The organism is Paenarthrobacter sp. (assembly GCF_031180005.1).
In the GTDB taxonomy this organism is placed as follows: Bacteria; Actinomycetota; Actinomycetes; order Actinomycetales; family Micrococcaceae; genus Arthrobacter.
On sequence record NZ_JAPSHI010000018.1, the window covers coordinates 1 to 26,897 of the forward strand.

A 26,897-nucleotide genomic window follows, 5' to 3' on the forward strand; every position below is an offset into this window, starting at 1 on the left:
CGCCGCCGAACGGACCGTCAGCCTGCGCCCTGCTCCTGACGCGATGACGTACCTGACCGCCCTGCTACCGGTCGCCCAAGGAGTGGCTGTTTACGCGGCCCTGTGCCGGACGGCTGATTCTGCCCGTGCAAGCGGGGATGTCAGGTCCGGTGGGGTTGTCCCGACCCGTGGCCAGGTTATGGCCGACACTTTGGTTGAACGAGTTACCGGCACCCCCGGCGGGATTTCCGGGGTCAACCTGGACCTCGTCATGACTGACCGCACCCTCTTCCAGGGCGACAGCGAACCGGCCCGGCTCAAGGGCTACGGAATTGTCCCCGCAGAATGGGCCAGAGAGCTTCTGACCGAGGACCAAACCGGCCCGGATCACTCGACAACACCGGATACAGAGTTCACGGTGTGGCTTCGCCGGCTCTACACCGCGCCCGCCACGGGCGAGCTCCTGAGCATGGACTCCAAAGCCCGGCTCTTCCCACCACGACTCAGACGCTTTATAGAGATCCGCGACGACATCTGCCGAACCCCGTACTGCGATGCGCCCATACGGCACATCGATCATGTTCTTCCCTGGCGTTCCGGAGGCAAAACGAACCTCGCCAACGGCGCAGGCCTGTGCGAGGCGTGCAACCACACCAAGGAAAACCCCGGCTGGACCACCAAAACCGTTGCCGCTGAATTGCACGGAGGTGTCCACACCCTGGAAATCAGCACCCCCACCGGGCACACCTACCAATCAAAAGCCCCACCCCTGCCCGGACACCACCCCTCCAGAACGTAGAAACCCGCCGCAGGAGCTGCGACGCCTCAATTTAGGCACAAAAAAGACGGACAGCGATTGCTCGCTGCCCGCCTCCTAATAGTCGACTAATAGGCGACGACTTAGAACTCCCAGTCCTCATCTTCCGTGTTGACAGCCTTGCCAATCACGTAGGAAGAGCCCGAGCCGGAGAAGAAGTCGTGGTTCTCGTCAGCGTTCGGGGACAGGGCCGACAGGATAGCCGGGTTCACGTCGGTGACGGAAGCCGGGAACATGGCCTCGTAGCCGAGGTTCATGAGGGCCTTGTTGGCGTTGTAGTGCAGGAACTTCTTGACGTCCTCAGCCAAGCCGACGCCGTCGTAGAGGTCGTGCGTGTACTGGACTTCGTTTTCGTAGAGCTCGAAGAGCAGCTCGAAGGTGTAGTCCTTGATTTCCTGCTTGCGGGCCTCGGAAACTTTTTCCAGGCCCTTCTGGAACTTGTAGCCGATGTAGTAACCGTGAACGGCCTCATCTCGAATGATGAGGCGAATGAGGTCGGCCGTGTTCGTGAGCTTGGCGCGCGAGGACCAGTACATGGGCAGGTAGAAGCCTGAGTAGAACAGGAAGCTCTCCAGCAGAGTGGACGCAACCTTGCGCTTCAGGGGATCGTCGCCCTGGTAGTAGTCCATAACTATCTGGGCCTTCTTCTGCAGGTTCTCGTTCTCGAGGGACCAGCGGAAAGCGTCGTCAATCTCCTTGGTGGAGCACAGGGTGGAGAAGATGGACGAGTAGGACTTGGCGTGCACCGACTCCATGAAGGCGATGTTGGTGTACACAGCTTCTTCGTGCGGGGTGATCGCGTCCGGAATCAGCGAAACGGCGCCGACGGTGCCCTGGATGGTGTCCAGGAGAGTGAGGCCGGTGAACACGCGCATGGTGAGCTGCTGCTCGTCCGGCGTCAGTGTGTGCCACGACTGGACGTCGTTGGACAGCGGCACCTTCTCCGGGAGCCAGAAGTTATTGACCAGGCGGTTCCAGACTTCCACGTCCTTGTCGTCCTGGATTTTGTTCCAGTTGATGGCCTCGACGTGTGTCAGCAGCTTGACCTTTTCGGTCATTTCATCCCCTTAAAGCGATGGTTTTCTTGAGATAAGCCTACGACGGCGGGTGGTAACCCGCCGTCGTAATCTTTAGTTTTCAGCGCGGTTGATCAGAGCGCACAGCTGACGCAGCCCTCAACCTCGGTCCCTTCGAGGGCCATCTGGCGGAGACGGATGTAGTAGAGGGTCTTGATGCCTTTGCGCCATGCGTAGATCTGCGCCTTGTTGATGTCACGCGTGGTGGCGGTGTCCTTGAAGAACAGCGTCAGGGACAGGCCCTGGTCCACGTGCTGCGTGGCAGCGGCGTAGGTGTCGATGATCTTCTCGTAGCCGATTTCGTAGGCATCCTGGTAGTACTCCAGGTTGTCATTGGTCAGGTACGGAGCCGGGTAATAAACGCGGCCTATCTTGCCTTCCTTGCGGATTTCGATCTTGGCGGCCACCGGGTGGATCGAGGACGTGGAGTTGTTGATGTAGCTGATGGAACCGGTGGGCGGCACGGCCTGCAGGTTCTGGTTGTAGATACCGTGCTCCATGACGGAAGCCTTCAGCTCGCGCCAGTCATCCTGGGTGGGGATGTGGTGGCCGGCGAAGAGCTCGCGGACGCGCTCCGTCTCCGGAACCCATTCCTGCTCGGTGTATTTGTCGAAGAACTCACCGGACGCGTAGGTGGACTTCTCGAATCCGCCGAACGTCTGGCCGGTCTCGATGGCCAGGCGGTTGGAAGCGCGCAGAGCGTGGAACAGCACCGTGTAGAAGTAGATGTTGGTGAAGTCCAGGCCCTCTTCGGAACCGTAGTGGACATGCTCACGAGCCAAGTAACCGTGGAGGTTCATCTGGCCGAGGCCAATCGCGTGGCTCTGGGCATTGCCCTGGGCGATGGAAGGCACGGAGTTGATGTACGACATGTCCGAAACAGCGCTGAGGGCGCGGATGGAGGTCTCAATGGAGAGCCCAAAGTCCGGCGAATCCATGGTTTTGGCGATGTTCATGGAACCGAGGTTGCAGGAAATGTCCTTACCCACGGTCTCGTAGCTGAGGTCCTCGGCGTAAATGGACGGCGAGGAAACCTGCAGGATCTCCGAGCACAGGTTGCTCATGGTGATCTTGCCGTCGATCGGGTTGGCCCGGTTCACGGTGTCCTCGAACATGATGTACGGGTAGCCGGACTCGAACTGGATCTCCGCGAGAGTTTGGAAGAACTCGCGGGCGCTGATCTTGGTCTTCTTGATCCGGGAATCATCAACCATCTCGTAGTACTTCTCGGTCACCGAAATATCGGAGAACGGAACGCCGTAGACCTTCTCGACGTCGTACGGGGAGAAGAGGTACATGTCCTCGTTCTTCTTGGCGAGCTCGAACGTGATGTCCGGAACCACAACGCCCAAGGAGAGCGTCTTGATGCGGATCTTCTCGTCAGCGTTCTCACGCTTGGTGTCCAGGAAGCGGTGGATGTCCGGGTGGTGGGCGTGCAGGTAAACGGCACCTGCGCCCTGGCGGGCACCGAGCTGGTTTGCGTAGGAGAAGCTGTCTTCGAGGAGCTTCATCACGGGGATGACGCCGGAGGACTGGTTTTCGATCTGCTTGATCGGAGCGCCGTGCTCGCGGATGTTGGTGAGCGAAAGAGCTACACCGCCGCCTCGCTTGGAGAGCTGGAGCGCGGAGTTGATGGCGCGGGCGATCGACTCCATGTTGTCTTCGATGCGGAGCAGGAAGCAGGAGACGAGCTCACCGCGCTGTGCCTTGCCGGCATTGAGGAACGTGGGGGTGGCCGGCTGGAAGCGGCCATCAATGATTTCGTCGACGAGGCGGTTGGCCAGTTCTTCATTACCGCGGGCCAGGTGTAGGGCCACCATGCAGACGCGGTCTTCGTAGCGCTCAAGGAAACGCTTGCCGTCAAAAGTCTTCAGCGTGTAGGACGTGTAGAACTTGAAGGCGCCGAGGAAGGTCTCGAAGCGGAACTTCTTCTTGTACGCGCGGTTGAAGAGGTCGCGGATGAAGTTCATTGTGTACTGGTCGAGGGTTTCACGCTCGTAGTACTGGTTCTTCACCAAGTAGTCGAGCTTCTCTTCCAGGTCGTGGAAGAACACCGTGTTGTTGTTCACATGCTGCAGGAAGTACTGGTGCGCAGCTTCACGGTCAGCTTCGAACTGGATCTCACCGTTGGGGCCATACAGGTTCAGCATGGCGTTGAGCTCGTGATAACCCAAGCCCTTGAAAGCCTCAGGCAGCGGCTTCTTGACCGTGTCCACAGCGCCCCCGGTTACTTCTGTTTCTGCGACAGTTGTGTCCAAAACTTTTCCAGCCCTTCGTTGACCCGTTGAACGTCTTCCGGCGTCCCCATGAGTTCAAATTTGTAAAGATGCGGCACCTTGCACTTAACGGAGATGATGTCCCCCGCTGCGCAATAGTTATCCGCGAAATTGGTGTTCCCTGCTCCAATAACACCCCGGATCAGTTTCCTGTTCCGGGGATCGTTCAAAAATCTGATGACCTGCTTCGGCACGGAACCTTCGCCGTTTGTTCCGCCATAAGTGGGCAGTACAAGGACGAACGGTTCGAGGGCCTGAAGCGGTGCATCCTGGGCATATAGCGGGATGCGTGCTGCATCCCTGCCCAATTTTTGGACGAATCGTTTGGTGTTCTCGGAAGTCGAGGAAAAGTAGATCAGGTGACTCCTGGTGGTGACAGCTTCCGCAGCTTTGCGTACGGTTGCCGCTGCCAGCGGTGCCATGGGAGTCACCTCGACTACATAGGAATTCTGAGTTTGCTGTGGTGGCGAAGTTTGAATGGAAACTTAGGCCACGGAGGAAACAGCTTGGGCCAGTTCCTCGATCTTGTCCGGGCGGAAACCAGACCAGTGGTCCTGCTCGGTCACGACAACCGGCGCCTGCATGTAGCCCAGGGCCTTGAGGCGCTCGAGGGCCTCGGCATCCTGGGAGATGTCTACACTCTGGTAGGCAATGCCCTTCTTGTCGAGTGCACGGTAGGTTGCGTTGCACTGAACACAGGCCGGCTTCGTGTAAACCGTAACGGTCATGATCCCTGTCCCCTTAGTTGAAGTCTGTCGCTCTTCGTATCTGGCGGGCTCAACCGGAACTAGTTTCTGAATCCGATACCGGCCCGCGGGCTGCTGTGGCAGCCAACACGCTTATTTAGTCTTGTGCTGGTTTCCCGCTCAATCCGTAAATCGATACTACATGTAGTGCAAGCGCCTCGCCGGAACCCCAAGATGATGTATTACAAGTATGTCATTCAATCCACCACTCGTCCACAGGCGGGGGACCTCAAAATGTCCGTGATTCCGCCGAATTGAGAGATGTCATCCACACCCTGTGGACTACTTAGCCACATTTAATCTTCAGCGTGTCGCCGGGATACGGCGTGTCGTGACACTTTGAAAATGTGGCGTGGCGAACAGCTAAAATCGACTGATGGTCAACCTTCTCCATCTCCGCACCTTGATGGAGGTCACCCGGCTGGGTTCCTTCGCAGCCGCTGCCGTCCAACTCGGCTACACAGCTTCAGCAGTCTCCCAACAGATGGCGGCGCTGGAACGCGATACCGGCGTCGAGCTCTTCCAGCGGTCAGCCCGCAGCGTTGTTCCAACAGAGGCCGCGTTGACCATGACCCGGCACGCGTCGAAGGTACTCACAGACGTCGAGGCCCTGATGGCGGCAGCCTCGAGGACCAATGACTCCCCCGCGCAAGAGCTGAGGCTGGGCATTTTCCCCAGCCTCGCAACCTATGTCCTGCCTGACATCCTGCGGAATGAACGATGGAGCGGACTAGGCATTGAACTGCGGGTCTCCGTGGCGGAACCGGCACAAACCATTCAAGGCCTGCGCAGCGGCGACGAGTTGGATGTGGCGCTGGTCTACCAGGTGGGGCAATCCGGCTTGGCGTGGCCGCATTCACTGGAACGCCAGTGGATAGGCGACGACGACTTCCGCGTAGTGCTGCCGGCATCCTGGAAGATCCGCGAGGACGCCGAGATCGAAGCAGCGCATCTCTCCGACATGCCATGGATCGTCCACCACCCGGGAACCAGCGATGCCCTGGTGATCGAACGCCTGTTCGCCAGCTGCAACCTGCACCCCCGGGTGGTGGCCTACAGCGACGATTTCCACGCGAGCCTGGAGATGACAGCCGCCGGCCTGGGTGCCTCGCTGGTACCGGAACTGGCGCTGCGGAACCGACCACCCGGCGTCGTGGTCCTTGACGTACCGGACATCCGGCTGGCCCGGAACGTGTTCGCCCTGCTCATCAACGAAAAGCGCACAGCCCAAGTGCAGTTGTTCACACAGCTGCTTGCGGACACCCTCAGGGACACCTCGGGAAAGAGTGGTCTTCACCCCCTAAAATCCGCTCCTGTCAAGGGCCGCAAGCTCGAGAGGTGAATTGCCGCGAAGTGCTGGAACCCGCCGGTTGATGGGGTTAGATTGATCACATGGGCAAGGTAGCGAGCAAACATTTTGGGGAGATCGAGCTCAACCACGGGCGTGAACATTGCTTCGTCGCGAGACACGAACTTGGCGGCAACCAGTTAGAGCTGGACCTCAATGTCACCGCGCACGACCACTTCGATGAGGCGGCCCTGCGCAAGGTGGACTATAGGTTGCGCTTCCTGCCGGAACTCGTGGACCAGGTCAGGGAGATGATCGCCGATGAACTCGACCAAGACGGCACCAACCCCCAACAGTTCCTGCACTTCCACAGTTCACAGCTCAAAGAAGAGCAACTCGAATCGGTCTTTGGTGTCAGCGACAAAGGCCAACTAACCAACGACGTCTTCCTCAAAGCCCTCAAACTCGGCCATGTGGCCATCTATCCGGGTCAGCCGGAGCGGTACTTCGTGTTGGACTTCACCCTCGGCTCGCACTTCACCGACGAGCTGTTGGTAGTGGCCGCTGATGAGGACGGCGTGGTAGACGACGAAATCCTGTGGGAGTCGTAAACAGCTTTTAACGGCGCACGACGGCGGCCGGTCACCTTTCGGGTGACCGGCCGCCGTCGTTATGGCTGCCTTAACGAGGTAGCGCAGGACGCGGTCACAGCAGATGCTTCGTCAAGTCACCATGGCCTATCTATACCCGGGGCTTTGTCCGGCCCTCGCAGGTACTCGCCCCGTTCCTGACCTTCCGAACGCTCCCGCTGGGCCTGTTGCGCGCTCTCTTCAAGCTGCTGAAGCTGTTCCTGTTTCGGGGGCGACGGCGTTTCCTGGTTGGGCTTAGACGGAACGTCGTTCTGCGACTCGCCCTCGGCGATTTTGCCGGCCAGCCGCTCTTCGGCCGCATCCAGGCTGCCACCTTCTCCTGCGGCGTTTGCCGGGCCTACCAGGTGGCACTGTGGCGGTGCGTCTTTTGCTGAAGCCATGGCTTCCCTGAACAGTTGGGCAGCTGCGTCCCGATCCCCGGCAGCGTCCCCCAGCTTCTCAATGCTGAGGACCAGGTTGACGCGCACTTTGCACTCATCGACGCCGGAGCCGGCTTTCAGGGCTGACTCAAAATCCTGCCGTGCAGCTGCGAAGTCCCCCGCCAAAACCTGGGCATCTCCGGAGGCGAAATGTGCTTTGTGTGGTTCAAGGATGTTGGCCACCTGCAACCACGACGCCGCGCGGGCCACACCCTGCTGCTGCCCGGCATCAAAGGACTGTCCGGCAGAGTCACCCAAAACTCCAACACTCAGGAGCTTCGCCGCAACTGCGAGCGCCACGAGCGCAGGTGGCGCTGACCAGAGCGCAAGGTTGCTTCGCCGCCGTCGTGCTTTATCGCCGGTCATGTGGTGGGCTCCTTCCGCATGGCTGGCCGAAGCGTTTGAAGTGCGGTGAAGTGCCGCAACGGCTCGTGGATTGCCAGGAGGAAAGCGGCCATGGCGAGCAGCCAGTAGAGTTCTACGCGCCCCGGGCCGTCGTGTGTCATGGTGGTCATGGCGTCGGGGCGGGCTTGGCCCAACATGTCCGATGTTGGCTCGGCGCCTGTTCTGTGGGCGTAGGGGACGTGGAGTTGCTCTGCGATGGTTCGCAACTGCGCTTCGTCAATTCGTGAGACCGCGTCCTGTGGGGTGTTGGAGGTTTTGTCCTTCACGTATCCAGCGTCAGGGTCCGCGGTTTCCTTCATCGGGCCGCCCTCGCCGGTGCCGTACCCCAGTACCGCTCCCCCGGCCACATGGGTGGCATCCATGGGAGCCGGGGCCTCGGCACTGGTGTTCTCACCGTCACCGGCGTAAAAGACCAGTGCCGGGCGACCTGGATGTTGCTGATTGGCGGCCGTGAGCCTTTCTTTCAGGAGTTGTGCCGCGCCTGTGATGCTGCTCCCCTTGGCGTATCTGCTGTTTTGGGGTTGCAAGGTGGTCATGGCGGTTTGGAGGGCTGTTGCGTCCTGCGTGAGCGGCATGCGGACGGTTGCTTTGTTGTCAAAGGTGATGAGGGAGAACTTGGCTCCCGCGAGTTCCTCTGCAATGGCCAGGACGTCCTGTTTGACCCCCGTAAGCCGTGTGCCGGTTCCTTTGTAGTCTTCCGCTGCCATGCTGGTGCTGGTGTCTACGACGAAATAGACGTCCAGGTCCGTGGTGGCAGTTTGGGCTTGGCCACCTGCCCAACCGGGACGCAAAGCGGCGAGCAGAAGAAGTACGACGGCGGCGCTCCGCAGGGCTGCGGGCCTCCAGGTTCGAAGCGGCTGGCTTCGAACACGCCTCATGTAGGTCCAGGCAGTGAAGCCCAGCACGGCGACGAATGCCAAGGCCAGTAGGGGCCACGGAATGATGGGGGCGAAGGTCATGGCTCCAGCCGCCATCCGAGCAGCAGCATTCCCGAGCCGGCAAGCAAGGCGATACCCAGAGGCCAAGCGGGTGTATCGGCGACCACTGCCTGCGGTGCCGCGAGGTAGCTTGTGGCCTCGGTTTCTTGCACTTTTTGGACAATGCCCGGCACGGCGGTGGGGCTGTCCAAGGTGAAGTAGGAGCCGCCGGTCCTTTCTGCTGCTGCCCTGAGCTGGGCACCGGGCTGCTCGGGTTGCTCGCCGTAGTCCATGTCGCCGGGGTTCAGGGCGTACACCTTCACGTTTTTCCCGGCGGCCAGGGCTGCGGCCTCGTCCAAGGTAAAGATCGGTTCCCCGGAAAGAAAGTTGTCTGTGGCCAGCACCACGGACCGTGAGCGCTCCCCTGCGTCGGTGTCGGGGAAGCTCTGTATGCAGGATGCCAGTCCGTCACCAATGAGCGAGGAGCCTTCCCCGTTCCAGGTGCCGTCGAAGAAGGACCCGGTGCCGCTGTCCAAGGCTTCCTTCGCTTGCGTGAGTTGTTCGGCGGCGAACTGGTAGTCGTCGGTGAGCGGAAAGAGTTGCACACTGCTGCTGTCGAAGATGACCATGCCGATTCTTTCGCCGTCGAACTCCTTGGCGAGGTCTTCGAATACTGCAGCGATGGCGGCATCCGTGCTGGTCATGGACCCAGAGACGTCCAAGCACAGCACGATGTCCCTGTTCCTGATTTCCGGCTGCTCCGTTGTGCGTTGGATGGGCCTTGCGGCTGCCGTGGCGGTCGCAGCGAGGAACACTGCGCCCAACACCACGGCGAGCGCCAAGCGGGTGCGGTGCCGGCGCAACGCCTTTTGGTACTCGGGGAGGTCAGTGAGCCGCCCGCCGTGCGCGATTGGCCTGGTTCCTTGGGGACGACGGCGGCGGTACAGCCAGGCGGTGATGGTCACCGCTGCTGCAGCCAAGGGCAGTATCCACCAGTAGCTCAGTTCCATGCCAAGACCACCTGCCGTGCGCTCTCTGCGGATTGCCTGACGGAATGGACGGGTCGGGGCGCGAATTCACTGGGATAGATGCCGGCTATTCCTGCTGCCAGGTTTTTGAATTCGTGGCGGTGGAGGTCCTCGAGGGTCATGGAGGTCATGGGCAAGCCGCTGGCCGCTCCGGCGAACTCCCGCACGAGGAAGCTGAGCCTTTGATGGGCGTCGCGCTCTGGCAAGCGGCCGGCGTCGGCGTCCAGCGCTGTGGCGTGGATTGCGGCCAGGTAGGTGGCCCGAAGTGTCTCAAGGTCCGGCACCATCAGCCTACGGGCTGGATCTTCGTGGACCGGCACCGTCTTGCGGACGGGCCGGAAGATCCATGCGTACCAACCCACGATGACGAGTACCAGAATGAGTCCGAGCCACAACCATTGTGGCTGATACTGCAGGGGCGGGTAGAAGCCGGCCTCATCCTGCACGGGTGCCACCCCGCGCAAAGGTTCTTGTGGTGAAAGTTCCGGACCGGTGCTTTTCGAGAAGTGAGAAGACTGCAGTCAGGACGTTCTCACTGCCGGTCGTTTGTTCCTCCGCGATTCCCAGCCGGTGGAACACGTCCCGCCGCCCCTGCTCGCGTTTGAGCATTGCCGCAGCGTAGGCGGCGCGTACTTTGCTGTCCACGGCCACGGACCGGGAAATTCCACGTCCCGTGCCCACGTCCGTGCTGTCTTGCATTTGGCTTCCTGCCTCAGCAGCGAGCTCTGCGTCCCGGACGGTCAGCCAGAGGACCTCGTGACGGCCGCGCAACCTGCGCATCAGGCTCTCGGTGCTGGCGTCCGGCAGGAACTCGTCCGCAATGGCAACAATGAGCAGGCGTCCCTTCAGGTACCGCAGCACATAGTCCAGCTGCGCCGCAATGCCACTGGCTGGGCTGTCGAGGGAAGCGCTGGCATCTACTTCACGGAGCAACCGCTCCAAATTCTCTTCACCGCTGCGGGGCGGGAGGTACTTGGACGCAACAGCGTTCCCGTGAAGGAGACCAACGTCGTCACCGTGCCGGCAAGCCAGGTACCCGAGGACGCCGGCTGCATGAACGGCGATGTCCTTCTTGCACTCCCCCGAGAACGCCTGTGCTGCCATGTTTCTTCCGGTATCCACCAGTAACAGGACCGCGTGGCGGCGCACTGCGACATAGCGCTTGACCAGGGGCGATCCGTGCCGTGCAGTGGCTTTCCAATCGATGTCACGGACCTCGTCGCCCGGGACATACGCGCGGAGTTCATCGAAGTCCAGGCTGCGTCCTTTGAAGACCGAGCCGTATTCGCCGTCAAGAAGGGTCAGTGTCCTACGGTGGGCGAAAATGAACATCTTCGACTTGACGCGTCGGAGAAGGCTGGGCACGTGCAGGCCCTGCTACGGCGTCTGGACTGATGCCAACACGGCATCGATCACGGTTTCCACGGAAATTTCCTCCACCACGGCATCAAATCCGAGGATGATCCGGTGACGCAGGATCCGATGTGCGAGGTTTTTGACGTCCTCAGGTATGACATGGTCACGCCCCTTGAGCAGTGCCATGGCTCGGGCTGCCTGGCTGAAGGCGATGCTCGCACGCGGGCTGGCGCCGAATTCCACGACGTTAGCGAGCCTGGGCTCCAAATACTGGGAGGCGTTGCGGGTGACGTAGGCGAGTCCCACGATGTAGCGGACGATCGCCGGATCAATGTAAACCCGCCGTACCAATTCCTGGACCTGGACTACGGCGTCAAGGGAGGCGGCCGCGGGAGGCTTCTGGTCCGCGTTGAACACGCCGGCGTCAATCCGCCGGATGACTTCCGCTTCCTCTGCAGGACTTGGATAGTCCAGTACGTCCTTGAGCATGAACCGGTCCATCTGGGCTTCGGGGAGACGATACGTCCCTTCTTGCTCGATGGGGTTCTGCGTAGCGAGCACCAGGAAAGGCTGGGGCAAAGGGTAGGACTCGCCGCCGATGGACGTCTGCCGTTCCTGCATCGCTTCCAGCATGGCGCTCTGGGTCTTGGCACTGGATCTGTTAATTTCGTCCAACAGGACGATGTTGGCGTGGACCGGGCCCAGTTGCGTGACAAACGTGCCTTTGACGGCGTCGAAAATCTGCGTACCGGCGATGTCGCTGGGCAGCAGGTCCGGCGTGCACTGGATCCGGCGGAACTCCGCACTCACCGACTCTGCTATTGCTTGGGCCGCGGTGGTCTTTGCGAGGCCGGGCACACTTTCCAACAGGACGTGGCCACCGGTCAACAGGCCGATCACCAGCGTCTCGCGCAACCTTGCCTGGCCCACCACTTTGTTTTCGAAGCTGCGTACGATGCTCCCGACGAGTTGCTGGGCACGGGCCATGTCCGGTGCATCGATTCCGGCTACGGCTGTGATCTGTTGCACTCGTGGTCCCCTTGCTGGCGCTGATGTGAAACGGCCACTCCATCCAAGCCTTCCTGGAGCAAGGCCGCAATGGGGACCCCTCCCCATGTGCTCTTCCTGGGTCTATTCTTTTGCCATGCATCCGCTACCAGCCGCCTATCAGAAGTACCTCGCCTCCCAGGACCAGCACGTCATCGACGCCGTACGACCGGTTCTCCTCCAGTCTGCAGCAGACCAACGACACGGCGTCCGCATCACCTTCAACAGGGGCCCAACCGGTCACCAAGCCCATCTGGACGAATCCATACCCTACGGGGAGATCATCGAGGACATCGACTGACACCGAACTAACCTTTCATGGCCCCGGAGAGGGCAAACGAGTTTCCCATGCCACGGGATACCAGCGCATAAAGCACCAGCACAGGGACCGAATACAAGATGGAGAACGCGGCCAACTGGCCGTAGGCGATAGCGCCGTGCTGGCCAAAGAAGCTGAAGATGGATACTGCGGCTGGTTGCTTGCCTGTGGACAGCAACAGGATGAAGGGGACGAAGAAGTTTCCCCACGCCTGGATGAAAACAAAAATAAACACCACTCCCAGTCCCTGCCTCATCAGAGGCAGGACGATGCTCCGCAGGGCCGCCATCGTGGAGGCCCCATCCACCCACGCCGCTTCCTCCAACTCAAGAGGAACGGAATCCATGAAGTTCTTGGTCATCCAGATCGCCATGGGCAACGTGGTAGTTGCCATGAAGAAGATGGTGGCAGCCATGGAATCCAAAAACTGAAGCTGAACAAACAAGCCATAGACAGGCACCATGATGGCCGTCACAGGCAACGACGTCCCAAACAGGACCGTGTACAGGAAGGGCTTGTTGAACCGTGATTGATATCTGGACAACGGGTAGGCGGCAAGCACAGCAGCAAGCACATTCACCACAGCCGTGCCCGCTGACAACAGGAAGCTGTTTGCCAAGGGTTGAAACAACAGCTCGGGAGTCATCACCGCACGGAAGTTCTCGGTGGAAGGCACCAAGGGGACCTTGGTCTGGTACCCGGCTTGGGGGTCGACGGCGGCCAACAGCAACCAGAGCAACGGCGCAACAAAACAAATCCCGATGACCGCCAGGGCGATGTCCGCGCCCAACTTGGCCTTGGTGGTCATGGCCGTTGCTCCCGCAGCAACCGCACGTACACGCCACCGAAAATCATCCCCAACAGAATCAGCACCGATGCCACGGCTGTGCCGTAACCAATGTCACCGAACTTGAACGCTTCCTGGTAAGCCAACACCGGCAATGTGGTGCTGGCATTGGCGGGGCCTCCGGCAGTCATCACCCAGATGAGGGTGAACACAGCCAACGTCTGAAGCGTGATCAGCATCAGGTTGGTGGCGATACTGCTCCGGATGAGCGGCAGCGTGATGAAGGCGAGCCGCTGCCAGCCTCGTGCCCCATCCATGAGCGCCGCCTCTGCGATATCCCTGGGAACGTCAGCAAGCGCTGCCCGGTAAACCAGCATGGAGAAGGCAGTTCCACGCCAGGTGTTCGCCAAGACGATCGCCACCAGGGGAAACGAGTACAGCCAATCCGGGCCCACACCACCGAAGGCTCCCACTATCTGGTTGAGCGTTCCCTCACGGTTGAAGTAGGCGTATGCGGCAAACGCAGCCACGATCTCCGGAAGCACCCAGGCCGCCACCACAGCGGTCCCCACCCAGGATGCCATTGCCCTGCGCGAACGCGTCATCAACAGGGCAATCAGCAAGCCCAACACATTCTGTCCCAGCACCGCCGACGCTGCGACGAACACTATCGTGAGCCACGCGGCCAAAGGGAAAGAGTCGTCGCTGAACATCCGGACGTAATTGTCCACACCCACCCACTGCGGGTCTTTGGCCGCCCGCCCTGACAACGCGGCGTCGGTGAACGAGGCGTAGAAGGACCACGCCACAGGAGCCAGCAGGAACAACAGGAGCAGGAGAACGGACGGGACGACGGGGAGCAGCCGCAGGGAGCGGCGCATTCTCATTTCTCCAGAACCTTGTCCTCACCTACCAGCTTGCGGACGGTGGCATCGTATTCAGCCGCGGCATCCTCAGGACTCTGCTTACCCGTGATAACGGACTCAGTAGCTACTTGGACGGCCGTGGAGATCCTCGGGTAATCGGCAGTTGCCGGCCGGTAATGCGTTACCTTCACCAAGTCTGAAACGTCCTTCACGAACGGGTTGGCTGCCAGATATTCAGGCTCCGATGCAACATCCGTGCGGACAGCGATCTGGGAGTTGTTGATGTCATAGGCCAGGGCGTTCTTCTTGTTCAGCGCTGTGGTGAGGAACTGGAAGGCCAGCTCAGGGTTCTTGCTCTTCGCCCCCACAGCCAAGGTCCACCCGCCGGACATGCTCACGCCACCGGGGTCCTGTCCCTTCTGTGTGGGAAACATGGCTACGCCCATCTCCTGCTCATAGCCGGCCCACTCATACGCGCCGCCTTTCTGCCAGAACGACGGCGTATAGGAACCTTCCACAGTTGCCCCGAGTTTGCCCTGCGGGAACCACTCGCCAAAGACCTTCTTCCACACGTTCGCGTCCAGGGCTTCGGCAGGGCTCACGGCGAGCTTCTCGTCATACAGGGTTTTCAAGAACGCCAACGAGTCGGTGAACCCTTGGGAGCCCACCACCCACTTCTTTTCGTTCTCGTCATACAGGCTGCTGTCTGTGCCATAGAGCAGTTCATAGAAGCCCTGCATGACCGTTCCCTCGCCGGTCCCCTTGCCTGCATACATGTTGAACGGGATCACATTGGGATCCGCAGCTTTCATGGTGCGCGCGGCGGTCAGGATCTCGTCCCACGTTTTAGGCTGCCACGGTACGGAAATTCCCGCCTTCTGCAGGACGGACTTGTTATACCAAATGGCCCGGGTATCCGTGCCCAACGGCACCGCATAAATGCCGCCGTCATCCGCGCGGCCAGCTGCCTTGGCAGCTTCGTTGAACGCCCCCCAGTCGTCCCACTTCTCAAGGTAACTGTCCAGCTTGAGGAGGTAACCGGCGTCGACGTCGGACCGCACCTTGAAGGTGTCCTCATAGAAAACATCCGGCGCCGTATCAGCGGAACGCTGTGCCAAGGCGAGCTTAGTCCCATAGTCGTCGTCATTGGCCTGGATGGGCTGAAGGTCCACGGTCACACCGGAGTTGGAAGCTTCGAATTCCTTCTTGGCGTCCTGCATGACGGTGTCCAAGGCCGTGAACGAGTCGGTTTTCTGATAGACGATCTTCAGGGTCTTGCTCTCGGCCGCCTCAGGCGTAGTCGAACAGGACGTCGCTGCCGTCAGGACGGCAGCGACGGAAACAATGGCAGCGAACTTAGCAGCAGCGGAGTATTTCACCGGCATTTTATTCACTGCCTCATTTTTCAAACGGCGGCGCATGTTGCTCCATTCAGTCGAACGTGGCTACAGCCCCCATACTTCACCGTGACACCCATGCGACGTGGCCGAGCCTTGTGGATATTCAGTTGTCCTGCGTCGAACTACCCTTCCAACAGGAGCCTTTGCGCGCGCGGAGCCAACATGTGCTCCAAAACCAGGCAGGCGGCACCAATGGCACCAACGTCTTCACCCACACCGGTCCCCACGACTTCCAGGTCATGGATCATTCGGGCTGCATTGTTCTTGTCCAGCAAATCCGGAACGCGTTCCAGGAAGTAAGGGGACATCCGCCCCCAGAACGGACCGCCAAAGACGACGCGCTCCACGTCCAGTGTGTTGGTCACGATGGAAACGGCGCGTGCCACCAGTGTGGCGGACTTGTCCAGGATGGCAATGGCTTTGGCGTCACCTGCATCTGCTTTGTCGCACAACGCGGCATAGCGTTCCTGGACTTCAGGGCCGTCAGCACCCTCCCGGTGCCCTTCAAGCAAACCGGCGGCTTCGGCCTCGGCCACCAGCACCTGCGGAATGCAGGAAGACTTGACGCAGCCATGCAAACCACAGTCACACTGCGGACCATTAGGGTCCACCACGATGTGGCCGATTTCGCCGGCATTGCCCGAAGTGCCGCGCACTACTTCGTCATTGAGCACAATGCCGCAGCCGATACCGGTTCCCATGTACATGAACACGAAGCTGCCAGCCCCACTGGCGCCGCCGGCCCAAGTTTCCGCCACAGCCGCGCTCGTCACGTCCTTGTCCACCAGCGTTTCCATGCCGGTGGCCTCGGCCAAAGCCTCGCGGATGCGCACACGGTTCCATCGCGTCAGGAGGGGCGGCTCCACCACGGAGCCCTCCTCGAGGTCGATCGGGCCGGGAACCGCAACACCAAGCCCGGCGATCTTGGAAGCATCGACGCCTGACTCTTCGATGAGGACGTTAATCTGTTCGGCAATGCTGGTAATCACGTCGGCAGGGTCACCGCCGGGGGTGGCCATCCGCGAGTGCCTTACGACGTCGCCCAGCAAGTCGAGGACTACAAAGGTGATGACGGCCGGGTCCAAATGAACGCCCACCGCGTACATACCCGCCGGGTTCAGGCGCAGGATGGTCCTGGGCTTGCCGGGGCCCGAGCCTTCCTTACCGGCCTCCACAATCAGCTGCTGGTCCAGGAGGCGCCGGGAGATATTCGAAATGGTCTGTGGGGAAAGGCCCACGATCTGAGCCAACTCAACACGGCTAAGTCCGCCCGATGACCGCCGGATCGCCTCCAGAATAACGGTCAGGTTGAAGTCCCCCATGCGGGGAAGGTTGGTTCCGCGCCTCGGTGTCGGCTGCCGGATCTCAGTCACTGATGCCCCTCGTCATTGGGATGAACTTCGTCGAAGATGGTCTTTGTCTGAATCGTACGATACCGCCGCCGCTTCGGATACGAGCACACGCTGACGCCGGTGTCAGGGCTTGGTAACAATGCCGCTCCCTAGCATGCGGAGGCCATTCCGGCCGCCCCTCGATGGCCAGGTTCAGAACTCCGGTTGCCCTCAGGACTTCCGGCTGCGCGTTACCGTGAACTTCGGGTTCCGGCCTTCCTCAACCGTTGGCCCGATGCTTCGCTCAAGGGCGGACCGGTACTGCAAATGGCTGTTGTAGACGGTCCACAACTCCCCCCTTGGGGCAAGAACCCGGGCGGCTGCCTGAAACATCTTGAGCGCAGCGCCGGCGTGCACACTGGCACCCAAGTGGAAGGGCGGGTTCAGCAGGATGAGGTCAGCACTGTCCGACTCAAGGGTGGACATGGCGTCATCGTGGATCACTGTCACCTGCTCCCCCAACCCGTTTGCAGCCGCCGTAGCCTTGGCTGAAGCAACGGCTGCCGCTGACTGGTCGGTGGCAATGACGCGGGCATCCGGGTGGCGAAGCGCGTACATCGTGGCGAGAATGCCGGTCCCGCAGCCCAAATCCACGGCGTGCCTTGACGCCGGCATACGGTCCAGGAACGTCAGAAGATAGCGCGTGCCTATGTCCAGTCGGGCGCCGGAGAACGCAGCACCATGAGCGCACACAGTGATTCCCAACTCCTGCAGCGACTCCACCACAGGAAAGGGAGGCTTTCCGGCCGTCGGTTTGGGGTCCCGTGCCACCAGGACCCGGGACTTCTGCCGGGCAAGTTGCGGCTGCACCGATGCGAAGTAGCGTTCCAGGACCTCATTCATGCCGAGGGACATGTGCTTTACGCGACCTCCGGCCAGCAAGACCGCATCCGGCGCCGCAAACCGAGCTACGGCGTCGGCGATTTCCTCCAACTCAGCCAGCGATTTGGGCAACTGCAAAAGCACAACGCCCGCACCGTCCAGCAAGTCCCGGTCCAGGTCGTACCCTGTGAAACGTCCTTCCAAGCCTGCCGACACGGCATTGCGTTTCAGCGCGAGCCTTCCAGTGAAAAGGTCCTGGCTAACACTCACATGGCCGACGCCGAGACCAGCCAAGGCGCCCAATGTCAGGGCGCCATAGCGGTCGCCAATGACAACCACCTTCGTGTCGGGGCCGACCAGTTCCGCCGCTGTGTCCAGCAGTAGCTTGTCTGTGGCATCGAATGCCTGCAGGTTGTCCGCTTCGACGTCGGGAAGCCTGCTCAACGTACCCAGGAGCGCTTCAATATCCATTGCCGTCACGGTGCGGTTCTCACTTTCATGCTTAACTGTCTCGACTTTAGGGTGGCTTGGGAGGAACCTAGTGCTTGCACAACGCAAACACCTGTCCTGCTTTCGGTTGGAGACCAAGGCGGCAGGCACAGTTCACGGCGACCCTTGGAGCCAGGCACCGGGATCCACTCATCATTGGGCTCCCCTTCCCCTGTGAGAAGCCATGAGTGTCAATGTTGTCACGAACCTTGAAGTAAAGTCCCACAACTCTCCCGACGAAACGAGGCGCCCCGAAAAGACGGTGCTGGACCTCGTCACCGTGGGAGATTACACAATCGGCCGTATGACCTTTGAACCAGGGTGGACCTGGGCCGACTGCATCAAGCCAGTAGTTGGTACCGACTCGTGCGAATTGAGCCACGTCGGCTTCTGCCTTTCCGGCAACTTGGAAGTAGAAACCAATGACGGCGGCAAGATCAGCATTTCAGCCGGCGATTCCTACACCATCCCGCCGGGCCATAACGCCCATGTGGTGGGCGATCAACCATTCCAAGGCGTCGAGTTCGTCAGCGGCGCCGAATTCGCGCGTCCGGCGGAGTAGCTCCCGGGGACTAACGGGTGAAGAACAGAAAGACCCCGCTCATTGAGCGGGGTCTTTCTTCCGAAGTGGAGCTGAGGGGACTCGAACCCCTGACCCCCTGCATGCCATGCAGGTGCGCTACCAGCTGCGCCACAGCCCCGGAATTTTGTTGACTACAAACGGTTCGATTTCTCTTCCCGTCGAAGCAACTCGTCAATACTAACCACAATCCCACGAGAAGCGAAATCGCTGGAACATGAGCTGCATCACGCCGCTTTGCGGTCCAACTGGCCGCAATCCGCAGCCGTGGTGCGCTGGATTTCTCCACCGCACCTCCCCCAAATCGGCTGCGAAGGAGCCGCCCGCCAAAGCTGCGCGGCTCCCCCTGAAGTCTAGATTTTCTTTGGAACAAAACCAAACCGTTCAGTCGGTTTATGTCCGGCTGGCCTATAAGCCACCGATGGTAGCGTTGTGGAGTCTCGACGGCGGCACACTCCTCCGTCTCCTGCCTGATCCGAGAGGCCACTCACCACCCATGCAGCAACGTGCGAAAGACACCCGGCTTTCCGTCATCGAAGGCGCTGCCCGGGTCTTCGCGGAAATCGGCTACGGAAATGCCAGCCTGACCGACATCACCAGGCGCGCAGGCGTCACGAAGGGTGCGCTCTACTTCCACTTCACGTCAAAGCGGGATTTGGCCCTGGCTGTCATCGAAGAGCAGCACGCCATCGTTTTGGCCGCGGGGTCCGCCATCATCGCCTCAGGCGCACCCGCCTTGGACAGGCTCATAGGACTCTGCAGGATGTTCGGCCAACAGCTGCTGGATGAACCGGTGGTCCAAGGAGGCATCCGGCTCACGTTTGAAGCCTCCGCCTTCGACGCTGACGTCTCAGGTCCCTACCAGGACTGGATCGACACGGCAGAGCAACTGCTGCGGCAAGCTGTAGCGGATGGCGCCGTACGTCCCGAGCTGGACGCTGCTGCCTTCGCGAGGTACCTGGTTGCGTCGTTCACCGGTGTTCAAATGGTCTCCGAAATATTGACCTCACGCGAAGACGTGCTGCAGAGGATTGAACAGATGTGGGAGTTCATGCTGCCGGCGTTACGCCCGGCACCTGCCAAATAGCCACGAGTTCAGCAAGCGGCTGCCTCCAGGTACAGAAAAGGCCCTGCCTACTCCATGCAATTCATGAAGCAGACAGGACCTTGGTGGTGGAGCTGAGGGGACTCGAACCCCTGACCCCCTGCATGCCATGCAGGTGCGCTACCAGCTGCGCCACAGCCCCATATTCTTGCCGCTTCGCATCTGGCTTTTTGACCATCCGCGCCGAAGCAACTCAAATATCTTAGAACAGCATTTCCGAAAATTCCAAATCGGACATATTTCGGCTGAAGCCTGTACTTAGAGCTCGGAATCTTCCGCCGAAACAGCCTTCGCAGAAGCGTCGTCACCCAATTCGAGGTCCACTACAGGGCAGTCCTTCCACAGGCGTTCCAAGGCGTAAAAGACGCGATCCTCGGCGTGCTGGACGTGGATCACGATGTCCGCATAATCCAAGAGAACCCAACGGCCTTCAGAGCGGCCCTCACGGCGCACGGGACGAAGGTCCTGCTTCATCAGTTCTTCCTCGATGCCGTCAACGATGGCGTTGACCTGGCGCTCGGTGGGAGCGGATGCAATCAGGAAGACGTCAGTGAGCGCCAAACGCTCGCTGACATCCAGGGCGACAATGTCCTCGGCAAGCTTGTCTGCTGCAGCACGCGCAGCGTGACGGGCGAGGGTGATGGATTGTTCATGTGCAGACACGGGTACTCCTTGTTGTGGCCAGTGGCCTATGTTTGGCGTGAGCCATTGTTCAGCGGAATTAGCCGCTGGTGATCATGATGATGCCGACAATAAGTGCCACGATGCCCAACCCCAGGACTCCAAACTGCAGCAACCTGTTCCGTTGCGCCCGGGCCAAACCGGCGGTGTTGGCATCCAGAGGGTCAAGGCCATACGCCGCGCTGGCGGAAACCGGTGGGCGTTGGGTCTCTTGGTTTGGCTCCGCCGCGGCGACAGGACGTTTCCCGACCGACTTCGCAACCGCTTCCGCGCGGGCAAGCACTCCGGCGCGGCCCCGTACTCCCGGCTTTTTAGCCTGAGCTTGTTCGGCGTCGAGCTTGGGCCCCGCAGACGTAATAAGCGGTACAAATGTGGTGCTCGGGCGCTTCATGACAGGGCGTTCAATCCCCGGCATCTTGACGAACTCCAAGGGAGTCACCATCGCGAGGTTGTTGGCCGTGGAAGGACCCACCGCAGCGGCTGGCGACTTCCCGTCAATTCCGGAACCCGAATCATTCTTGGCGCGTTCCGACGGGTTCTTGCCGGATTCTGCCTGCGTCTTCTCGGCAAGCTTCTGCTTAGCGGCGGCGCGCTTATTCAGGACAGCTGCACGCTCGGCAAGGGCGATCTGCTGCGCCAGGACCTCAGGATCTACAGCCAATGGGTCCTGCTCGGCAATGTGTTCCAGCTTGGCCGTCTGGTTTTCCACCTGCGCGGCGATCAGCTGCCGGACCGCAAGCGCCTGCTCTACGGACATTTCGGATTCCGCAGGAGCCTTGCTGCTTCCTGCATCGTCAGTTGTGGGCTTAGGAGTGCCCGGCGCCTTTTCCTTCGAAGCCTTGTCAGCAGCCTCCGGCTGGGAAGACTCCGGCTTGGAAGACTTTGCACCCTCCGACTGACCCGCGTCCTTTGTGGGCGCGGGCGCCGGAACAATGGGATTCATGGAGGTAGCAACTTCGGCCTGAAGTTGCTGGAGACGCAGCTGGCGACGAGTGGGCGCTCCCCCACCGGAGAGCTGCTCCTCCTTGTCGGCAAGCTCCTTGATGGTGCGCAAGGCGGCACGATCACGGGCACGGATTTGAGAGGAGCGTTCCTGTCCAGCCGGTCCCACGGCGTCCACGGGGACGTCCGCGGCACGTCGATTGCGGCCGTTCGTGCGATCGGCTTGAGGAAGGTTTTCTACGTCCGCAGGCGCGGAGGTATCCACTTGCTCGACCTCGGGGTGTTCTTCCCGGGCACGTCGAAGCTCGCGCCTGCTGCGGATGGGTCGCTGGTCCTGGCTGCTCATTCAAAACTCATTCAGTACGTGCTTGGTCGTCTGATCCGGACAATGCTGGTGTCAGATCCGCTGCGTTGGCCGGCGCTGCATACAGTCCATATTTTGCGATGTACTGTACAACTCCATCAGGCACGAGGTACCAGACGGGATTACCGGCCCCAACGCGGGTCCTGCAATCCGTAGAGGAGATGGCCATGGCGGGAACTTCCAACAGGCTGACGTCGTCCCTGCCCATGTCGTGCAGTTCATGTCCGGGACGGGTCACACCGACGAAGTGGGCCAAGGACCACAATTCGTCCACGTCCTTCCACGAAAGGATCTGCGCCAACGCATCTGCACCAGTGATGAAGAAGAGGTCGGCCTCCGGACGTTCTGCACGGAGATCCCGGAGGGTGTCAATGGTGAACGTCGGGCCTGGACGATCAACATCCACCCGGCTCACTGTGAACCTGGGGTTGGATGCCGTTGCGATGACCGTCATCAAATAGCGGTGTTCAGGCCTGCTGACCAGCTTGTGAGACTTCTGCCAAGGCTGCCCCGTGGGCACGAAAACCACTTCATCAAGGCCGAACTTGGCTGCGACTTCGCTGGCAGCAACAAGGTGGCCGTGATGAATGGGATCAAACGTTCCACCCATCACGCCCAGCCGGAGCCTGCGCCCCGCCTCCCCACGCGGTGTTGCGGCGATAATGTTAGTGGCCTTGGCCGTGGGTGTGCTTGTTCGGGTGCTGGCGGTGCGGATCGGCGTGCTCTTCAACGGCCTCGTGTCGGTTGCCAAGGTTGGTGTAGGAGAGGGTAACAAACAGGAGAACCAACATGAGGGCGAACATCACTACGCCGAAAACCCACGGCTCGGCCCACAGCGGAGCGAGTTCCTCGTGGCCACCTTCAGATTGGGCGGCAATGGACGTGGCGATCTGCTGAAACAGCATCTTCTCCCCTATTGGTTCTCAAAGGATTTTCGACGGCGGGACTCCCCAACCGTTCCGGACTTCTGTTCTATGTTACCGCGTCACTAGGCGCGGATCTGGCCCTCGCCCTGGACGATCCACTTGGTGGTGGTCAGCTCCGTGAGGCCCATGGGACCGCGGGCGTGAAGCTTCTGGGTGGAAATACCCACTTCGGCTCCGAGCCCGAGCTCCCCTCCGTCAGTGAACCGGGTGGAGGCATTGACGATCACGGCAGCTGAATCAATGTCAGCTATGAACTTCTCAGCGTTGGCCAGGTTGTTGGTGAGGATCGCTTCCGTGTGCCCGGTGGTCCAGGTGCGGATGTGGTTGACTGCTTCATCCAGGCTGTCCACCATGGCGACCGCGAGATCGAGGTCCATGTATTCGGTGGCCCAATCGTCATCGTCAGCGGGAACGGTTTCAATGTCCTTGCCCAAGGCAGAAGCGATCCGCTCATCGACGTGAAGGGTGACACCGGCCGAACGCAGTGCCTTGGCAACGGCAGGCAGCACAGTAGCGCCGGAGTGCACCAGCAGGGTTTCCACTGTGTTGCAGACGCTGGGGCGTTGCGTTTTGGCATTCAGGAGGATCTCCACGGCCATCTCTTCATTCGCGGACTCGTCAATGAAGATATGGACATTGCCTTCGCCGGTTTCAATGACGGGCACGGCAGAGTTGGTTACAACCGTCTGGATCAGATCGCGTCCACCGCGGGGAATAAGGACGTCCACCCGACCGCGGGCGCGCATCAGGACGTTGGCCCCTTCGCGGCCATACTGGTCCACGGTCTGCACGGCATCAGCAGGCAGGCCTACGGAATCCAGGGCTTCGCGAAGAATCTGCACCAGCGCCCCGTTGGTGTTCGCAGCGGCAGAACCTCCGCGAAGGATTACTGCGTTGCCGCTCTTGAGTGCCAGGCCTGCGATGTCCACCGTGACGTTCGGGCGGGCCTCATAAATGGCGGCCACAACGCCCATGGGGACGTTGACTTGGCGCAAGCGCAGTCCATTGGGAAGTGTCTGCCCACGGACCACGTTGCCAACAGGATCGGGCAAGCCAGCCAGGTTCTCCAGGGCAGCAACCAAACCGTCAATACGGGCAGGAGTCAGGGTCAAACGATCCAACAGGGCCGCGGACGTGCCGTTGGCACGACCCACGGCAACATCCTTGGCGTTGGCATCCAACACGTGCTTCCGGTTCTCCACCAGGGCAGCACCGATGGCACGCAACGCACGGTCCTTCCATGCACGGTTTGCCTGCCCCATGCGGCGGGCAGCCTTCCGGGAGCGGTCCGCGATTGCGTGGACGGCAGCCTCAACGTCTTCCGGTGCCAACGGTCCGCCTGCCGCAGGGTTCTCCGGCGTCTGGCCGGTGGTCCCGGAAACGTCGGAGATCACAGGGGCGTCAGGGGTCAGCGCTTCAGTCATGCTCCAAGTTTAGATGAGCGGGACGCCCTGAGGAGCACCAGGTCGTCAACATGAACAACTTCGCGGTCATAGCCGCGACCCATGGCCTGGCCAAGCTCCTGCGTTGTACGACCCAACATGCGCGGGAGTTCCTCCGAAGAGTAGTTCACCAGGCCTCGTGCCACCACGGTACCGTCGTGGCCAACCATCTCAACGGGATCACCGGCTTCGAAGTCACCGCTAATGTCCGAAATGCCTGCGGGAAGGAGTGACCTGTGCCGGTCGCGCACGGCCTTCACGGCGCCGTCGTCGAGCATTAAACGGCCCTGAACGGTCGCCAAGTGCGCCAGCCAAAGGAGGCGGACCGGCTTACGGTTGCCGTTTACGGCGAACCACGTTCCCACGTCCTCCCCGGCCAAGGCTGCCGCAGCATTGGCTGTGGACGTGACGAGCGCATGGATCCCCGAGCCGGCAGCAATGGACGCTGCTTCCACCTTGGTCATCATGCCGCCGGTTCCGACGCCGGCCTTACCCGCCTTGCCAATGGTCACGTCCTCCAGGTCCTGCGGACCACGGACGAGCGGAATACGTTGGGCGCCTTGGGACGGCGGGCCATCGTAGAGGGCGTCGACGTCGGACAGCAGCACGAGTGCATCGGCGCGAACCAAGTGCGCTACCAAGGCAGCAAGGCGATCGTTGTCGCCGAAGCGGATCTCATGCGTGGCTACGGTGTCGTTCTCATTAACTACCGGAACAACACCAAGGTTCAACAGCCTGTCCAAAGCCCTGAAGGCATTCGTGTGCTGCGTCCGGCGCATCAGGTCATCGGCGGTCAACAAAACCTGGCTGACCGTTACCCCGTGGGCGTTGAAAGCCTGGGTGTACCGTGCCATCAGGAGTCCCTGCCCTACACTGGCGGCAGCCTGCTGCGTGGCAAGGTCCTTGGGCCTCTTGGCGAGACCCAAGGGGGCAAGCCCTGCAGCAATAGCACCCGAGGACACCAGGATAATTTCTGTCCCGGAATTGCGCTTTTCAGCGAGGGCATTGACCAGTCCGGTGAGGGACTTTTCGGAGATGCCCCCCTTGATGCTGGTCAGTGAGGATGACCCTACTTTGACAACAATCCGCTTGGCGGTGGCGAGGGCCTGGCGCTCAAGTCGCTCAGCTATGTCCGGGGCGTCGACGGTCCTAGTCGTCATCACCGGAATCCAGGTGGCTTTCCTTCACTGCCTGGGCACGGCGACCACTGACTGATTCTGTCCAGATGCCGGCCTTGCGTTCAGCTTCAAGCTCAGCCCGCGCAGCGGCCTTGGCTTCGCGGCGTTCGAGCTGCTCGTCGCGCTTCTGTGAACGAGTGGGGCGGTCGCCGATGTCCGCAACGCGAATGTCTGTACCGCGGGGCGTAGCCAAGAGCTCTGCGCCGGCCATCATGGTGGGCTCCCAATCGAACACCACGCCATCGTCTTCACCGATTACCACGGTGTCGCCGGGCTTGGCGCCGACCTTGAAGAGTTCGGTTTCAACACCAAGCTTGGCGAGGCGGTCGGCGAGGTAGCCAATGGCTTCCTCGTTGGTGAAGTCAGTTTGCTTGACCCATCGCACTGGCTTTTCACCCAGGACGCGGAACAGTGGCTCGAGGTTTTTCTCCTCGCGGCGGATCTTGAAACCGGATTCGTTGACCGCACGGGGACGCAGGACGGGAGCAGCAACCTTGGGAGGCGTGGCCTGAACGGCATCACGCGCTGCCTGGACAATCTCAGCCATGGCAAAGCCGAGCTGGCGCAAGCCCTCGTGGCTCGTTGCAGATACCTCAAAAACGCGGTAGCCGCGGGCTTCGAGATCCGGACGGACGAACTCGGCCATGTCCTTGCCGTCGGGAAGGTCCACCTTGTTGAGGACTACCAGCTTGGGACGCTCATTCAAGGGCACAACTTCGCCGTCAACACCGGCGTAGCTCATGTCTACTGCGTACTTCTCCAGTTCGGCCTCGATGATGGCGAGGTCGGAAAGAGGATCGCGGTCAGATTCGAGTGTTCCGCAATCAAGGACGTGAACCAGCGCAGCACAACGCTCTACGTGACGCAGGAAGTTGTGGCCCAGGCCCTTGCCTTCGCTGGCGCCCTCGATCAGGCCGGGAACATCGGCGATAGTGAAGCGGACATCGCCGGCCTGCACAACACCGAGGTTGGGGATGAGGGTAGTGAAAGGGTAGTCGGCAATCTTGGGCCGGGCAGCAGACATGGCTGCAATGAGGCTCGACTTACCGGCCGAAGGGAAACCAACCAACGCGATATCTGCGATGGACTTCAGTTCCAGGACGATGTCGCTGGATTCACCTTCGATACCAAGCAGGGCAAAGCCCGGAGCCCGACGCTTCTGCGATGAAAGGGATGCGTTGCCGAGGCCACCCTGCCCGCCGGCAGCTGCAATGTATTCGGTACCCTCGCCAACGAGGTCGGCCAGGACTTCGCCGTCTTTGGTCTTGACCACGGTGCCATCGGGCACGGGAAGAATCAGGGTTTCACCGTTCTTGCCTCCACGCCAGTCACCCATGCCGGGGCCACCGTTGGTGGCGTGGCGGTGGGGAGCGTGGTGGTAATCAAGCAGGGTTGTGGTCTGGGCAGATACACGCAGGATGACATCGCCACCGTTGCCGCCATTGCCACCATCGGGTCCACCGAGCGGCTTGAACTTTTCCCGCTTGACAGAGACACAGCCGTGGCCGCCGGTTCCGCCGGATACGTGCAGGACTACCCGGTCTACAAAGCTCGCCACGTGAATCTCCTCAGTTGCTGTCTCACAGCGTTTGTTGCTGTTG

Annotated in this window: 28 protein-coding genes and 2 tRNA genes; 6 read left to right on the forward strand and 24 right to left on the reverse strand. The window is 60.7% G+C overall.

Features of this window, described 5'->3' with window-relative positions:
• Positions 1-778, forward strand: a 778-nt coding sequence (locus tag RIF72_RS13620; protein WP_309075412.1) for an HNH endonuclease signature motif containing protein, incomplete at its 5' end; no start/stop codon positions are given.
• A 101-nt stretch (positions 779-879) separates the two neighbouring features.
• On the opposite strand, the gene nrdF is transcribed toward RIF72_RS13620, so the two are convergent.
• The 4 genes from nrdF to nrdH all read right to left on the reverse strand — a co-directional run bounded on the left by nrdF (position 880) and on the right by nrdH (position 4,876).
• Entirely contained in the window at positions 880-1,854 is a 975-nt protein-coding gene (gene nrdF / locus RIF72_RS13625) for a class 1b ribonucleoside-diphosphate reductase subunit beta (protein ID WP_011775019.1), read from the reverse strand.
• A gap of 92 nt (positions 1,855-1,946) precedes the next feature.
• Positions 1,947-4,088: a class 1b ribonucleoside-diphosphate reductase subunit alpha gene (nrdE, locus tag RIF72_RS13630; RefSeq protein WP_309075484.1), complete on the reverse strand. Its 2,142-nt coding sequence runs from the start codon at positions 4,086-4,088 to the stop codon at positions 1,947-1,949.
• Between the two features lie 11 nt (positions 4,089-4,099).
• Positions 4,100-4,570: a class Ib ribonucleoside-diphosphate reductase assembly flavoprotein NrdI gene (gene nrdI / locus RIF72_RS13635; RefSeq protein WP_309075413.1), complete on the reverse strand. Its 471-nt coding sequence runs from the start codon at positions 4,568-4,570 to the stop codon at positions 4,100-4,102.
• 63 nt (positions 4,571-4,633) lie between these two features.
• On the reverse strand, positions 4,634-4,876 hold the full coding sequence (gene nrdH / locus RIF72_RS13640; protein WP_011775022.1) for a glutaredoxin-like protein NrdH: 243 nt from the start codon (positions 4,874-4,876) through the stop codon (positions 4,634-4,636).
• A 394-nt stretch (positions 4,877-5,270) separates the two neighbouring features.
• Between nrdH and RIF72_RS13645 the strand changes: the two genes are divergently transcribed.
• Both RIF72_RS13645 and RIF72_RS13650 read left to right on the forward strand, forming a co-directional pair.
• Positions 5,271-6,236 (forward strand): LysR family transcriptional regulator, encoded by a 966-nt coding sequence (locus RIF72_RS13645; protein WP_309075414.1) that lies wholly within the window; start codon positions 5,271-5,273, stop codon positions 6,234-6,236.
• A 50-nt stretch (positions 6,237-6,286) separates the two neighbouring features.
• The gene (locus tag RIF72_RS13650) at positions 6,287-6,793 is read left to right on the forward strand and encodes a DUF2004 domain-containing protein (RefSeq protein WP_309075415.1); all 507 of its coding nucleotides are present in this window, start codon (positions 6,287-6,289) and stop codon (positions 6,791-6,793) included.
• Between the two features lie 116 nt (positions 6,794-6,909).
• Here RIF72_RS13650 and RIF72_RS13655 read toward each other — a convergent pair whose 3' ends face one another.
• The 6 genes from RIF72_RS13655 to RIF72_RS13680 are packed head-to-tail and all read right to left on the reverse strand — an operon-like array spanning position 6,910 to position 11,986.
• The gene (locus RIF72_RS13655; RefSeq protein ID WP_309075416.1) at positions 6,910-7,617 is read right to left on the reverse strand and encodes a hypothetical protein; all 708 of its coding nucleotides are present in this window, start codon (positions 7,615-7,617) and stop codon (positions 6,910-6,912) included.
• Positions 7,614-8,630 carry a VWA domain-containing protein gene (locus RIF72_RS13660; protein WP_375164230.1) on the reverse strand — a complete coding sequence of 339 codons (1,017 nt, stop codon included), beginning with the start codon at positions 8,628-8,630 and terminating at the stop codon, positions 7,614-7,616. Before RIF72_RS13660 ends, RIF72_RS13655 begins: the two co-directional genes overlap by 4 nt.
• Entirely contained in the window at positions 8,612-9,583 is a 972-nt protein-coding gene (locus tag RIF72_RS13665; protein ID WP_309075418.1) for a VWA domain-containing protein, read from the reverse strand. The genes RIF72_RS13660 and RIF72_RS13665 overlap by 19 nt, the downstream gene beginning before the upstream one ends.
• Positions 9,574-10,047 carry a hypothetical protein gene (locus RIF72_RS13670; protein WP_309075419.1) on the reverse strand — a complete coding sequence of 158 codons (474 nt, stop codon included), beginning with the start codon at positions 10,045-10,047 and terminating at the stop codon, positions 9,574-9,576. Before RIF72_RS13670 ends, RIF72_RS13665 begins: the two co-directional genes overlap by 10 nt.
• Positions 10,037-10,966 (reverse strand): DUF58 domain-containing protein, encoded by a 930-nt coding sequence (locus RIF72_RS13675; RefSeq protein WP_309075420.1) that lies wholly within the window; start codon positions 10,964-10,966, stop codon positions 10,037-10,039. The genes RIF72_RS13670 and RIF72_RS13675 overlap by 11 nt, the downstream gene beginning before the upstream one ends.
• Before the next feature lie 12 nt (positions 10,967-10,978).
• Positions 10,979-11,986, reverse strand: coding sequence for a MoxR family ATPase (locus tag RIF72_RS13680; protein WP_309075421.1), 1,008 nt, complete (start codon positions 11,984-11,986; stop codon positions 10,979-10,981).
• Positions 11,987-12,101: 115 nt separating this feature from the next.
• On the opposite strand from RIF72_RS13680, the gene RIF72_RS13685 reads away from it, so the two are divergent.
• Positions 12,102-12,305, forward strand: a complete 204-nt coding sequence (locus RIF72_RS13685) for a hypothetical protein (RefSeq protein ID WP_237715847.1) — start codon at positions 12,102-12,104, stop codon at positions 12,303-12,305.
• 7 nt (positions 12,306-12,312) lie between these two features.
• Here RIF72_RS13685 and RIF72_RS13690 read toward each other — a convergent pair whose 3' ends face one another.
• The 5 genes from RIF72_RS13690 to RIF72_RS13710 form a co-directional block, all read right to left on the reverse strand.
• A complete protein-coding gene (locus tag RIF72_RS13690) occupies positions 12,313-13,131 on the reverse strand; it encodes a carbohydrate ABC transporter permease (protein ID WP_309075423.1) in 819 nt (272 codons plus the stop codon).
• Positions 13,128-13,997, reverse strand: a complete 870-nt coding sequence (locus RIF72_RS13695; protein ID WP_309075424.1) for a sugar ABC transporter permease — start codon at positions 13,995-13,997, stop codon at positions 13,128-13,130. Before RIF72_RS13695 ends, RIF72_RS13690 begins: the two co-directional genes overlap by 4 nt.
• A complete protein-coding gene (locus RIF72_RS13700; RefSeq protein WP_309075485.1) occupies positions 13,994-15,361 on the reverse strand; it encodes an extracellular solute-binding protein in 1,368 nt (455 codons plus the stop codon). The genes RIF72_RS13695 and RIF72_RS13700 overlap by 4 nt, the downstream gene beginning before the upstream one ends.
• Positions 15,362-15,498: 137 nt before the next feature.
• Positions 15,499-16,749: an ROK family transcriptional regulator gene (locus RIF72_RS13705; RefSeq protein ID WP_309075425.1), complete on the reverse strand. Its 1,251-nt coding sequence runs from the start codon at positions 16,747-16,749 to the stop codon at positions 15,499-15,501.
• A 189-nt stretch (positions 16,750-16,938) separates the two neighbouring features.
• A complete protein-coding gene (locus RIF72_RS13710; RefSeq protein WP_309075426.1) occupies positions 16,939-18,189 on the reverse strand; it encodes a methyltransferase in 1,251 nt (416 codons plus the stop codon).
• Between the two features lie 73 nt (positions 18,190-18,262).
• On the opposite strand from RIF72_RS13710, the gene RIF72_RS13715 reads away from it, so the two are divergent.
• Entirely contained in the window at positions 18,263-18,640 is a 378-nt protein-coding gene (locus RIF72_RS13715; protein WP_309075427.1) for a cupin domain-containing protein, read from the forward strand.
• Between the two features lie 66 nt (positions 18,641-18,706).
• Here RIF72_RS13715 and RIF72_RS13720 read toward each other — a convergent pair.
• Positions 18,707-18,779 (reverse strand) — tRNA-Ala (locus tag RIF72_RS13720).
• Positions 18,780-19,154: 375 nt separating this feature from the next.
• On the opposite strand from RIF72_RS13720, the gene RIF72_RS13725 reads away from it, so the two are divergent.
• Positions 19,155-19,745 (forward strand): ScbR family autoregulator-binding transcription factor, encoded by a 591-nt coding sequence (locus RIF72_RS13725; protein ID WP_309075428.1) that lies wholly within the window; start codon positions 19,155-19,157, stop codon positions 19,743-19,745.
• An 84-nt stretch (positions 19,746-19,829) separates the two neighbouring features.
• Here the strand turns inward: RIF72_RS13725 and RIF72_RS13730 are convergent.
• The 8 genes from RIF72_RS13730 to obgE all read right to left on the reverse strand — a co-directional run bounded on the left by RIF72_RS13730 (position 19,830) and on the right by obgE (position 26,854).
• Positions 19,830-19,905, reverse strand: a tRNA-Ala gene (locus tag RIF72_RS13730).
• A gap of 116 nt (positions 19,906-20,021) precedes the next feature.
• Positions 20,022-20,426, reverse strand: coding sequence for a ribosome silencing factor (gene rsfS / locus RIF72_RS13735; protein ID WP_017200574.1), 405 nt, complete (start codon positions 20,424-20,426; stop codon positions 20,022-20,024).
• Positions 20,427-20,484: 58 nt separating this feature from the next.
• Complete coding sequence (locus tag RIF72_RS13740; protein ID WP_309075429.1) at positions 20,485-21,732, reverse strand: hypothetical protein; 1,248 nt, start codon at positions 21,730-21,732, stop codon at positions 20,485-20,487.
• A gap of 7 nt (positions 21,733-21,739) precedes the next feature.
• On the reverse strand, positions 21,740-22,360 hold the full coding sequence (gene nadD, locus RIF72_RS13745; RefSeq protein WP_375164231.1) for a nicotinate-nucleotide adenylyltransferase: 621 nt from the start codon (positions 22,358-22,360) through the stop codon (positions 21,740-21,742).
• Between the two features lie 55 nt (positions 22,361-22,415).
• Positions 22,416-22,655 (reverse strand): hypothetical protein, encoded by a 240-nt coding sequence (locus tag RIF72_RS13750; protein WP_309075430.1) that lies wholly within the window; start codon positions 22,653-22,655, stop codon positions 22,416-22,418.
• An 83-nt stretch (positions 22,656-22,738) separates the two neighbouring features.
• The gene (locus tag RIF72_RS13755; protein ID WP_309075431.1) at positions 22,739-24,100 is read right to left on the reverse strand and encodes a glutamate-5-semialdehyde dehydrogenase; all 1,362 of its coding nucleotides are present in this window, start codon (positions 24,098-24,100) and stop codon (positions 22,739-22,741) included.
• Positions 24,097-25,278 (reverse strand): glutamate 5-kinase, encoded by a 1,182-nt coding sequence (gene proB / locus RIF72_RS13760; RefSeq protein WP_309075432.1) that lies wholly within the window; start codon positions 25,276-25,278, stop codon positions 24,097-24,099. Before proB ends, RIF72_RS13755 begins: the two co-directional genes overlap by 4 nt.
• The gene (gene obgE, locus RIF72_RS13765) at positions 25,268-26,854 is read right to left on the reverse strand and encodes a GTPase ObgE (protein WP_309075433.1); all 1,587 of its coding nucleotides are present in this window, start codon (positions 26,852-26,854) and stop codon (positions 25,268-25,270) included. The genes proB and obgE overlap by 11 nt, the downstream gene beginning before the upstream one ends.
• Positions 26,855-26,897: the final 43 nt, after the last annotated feature.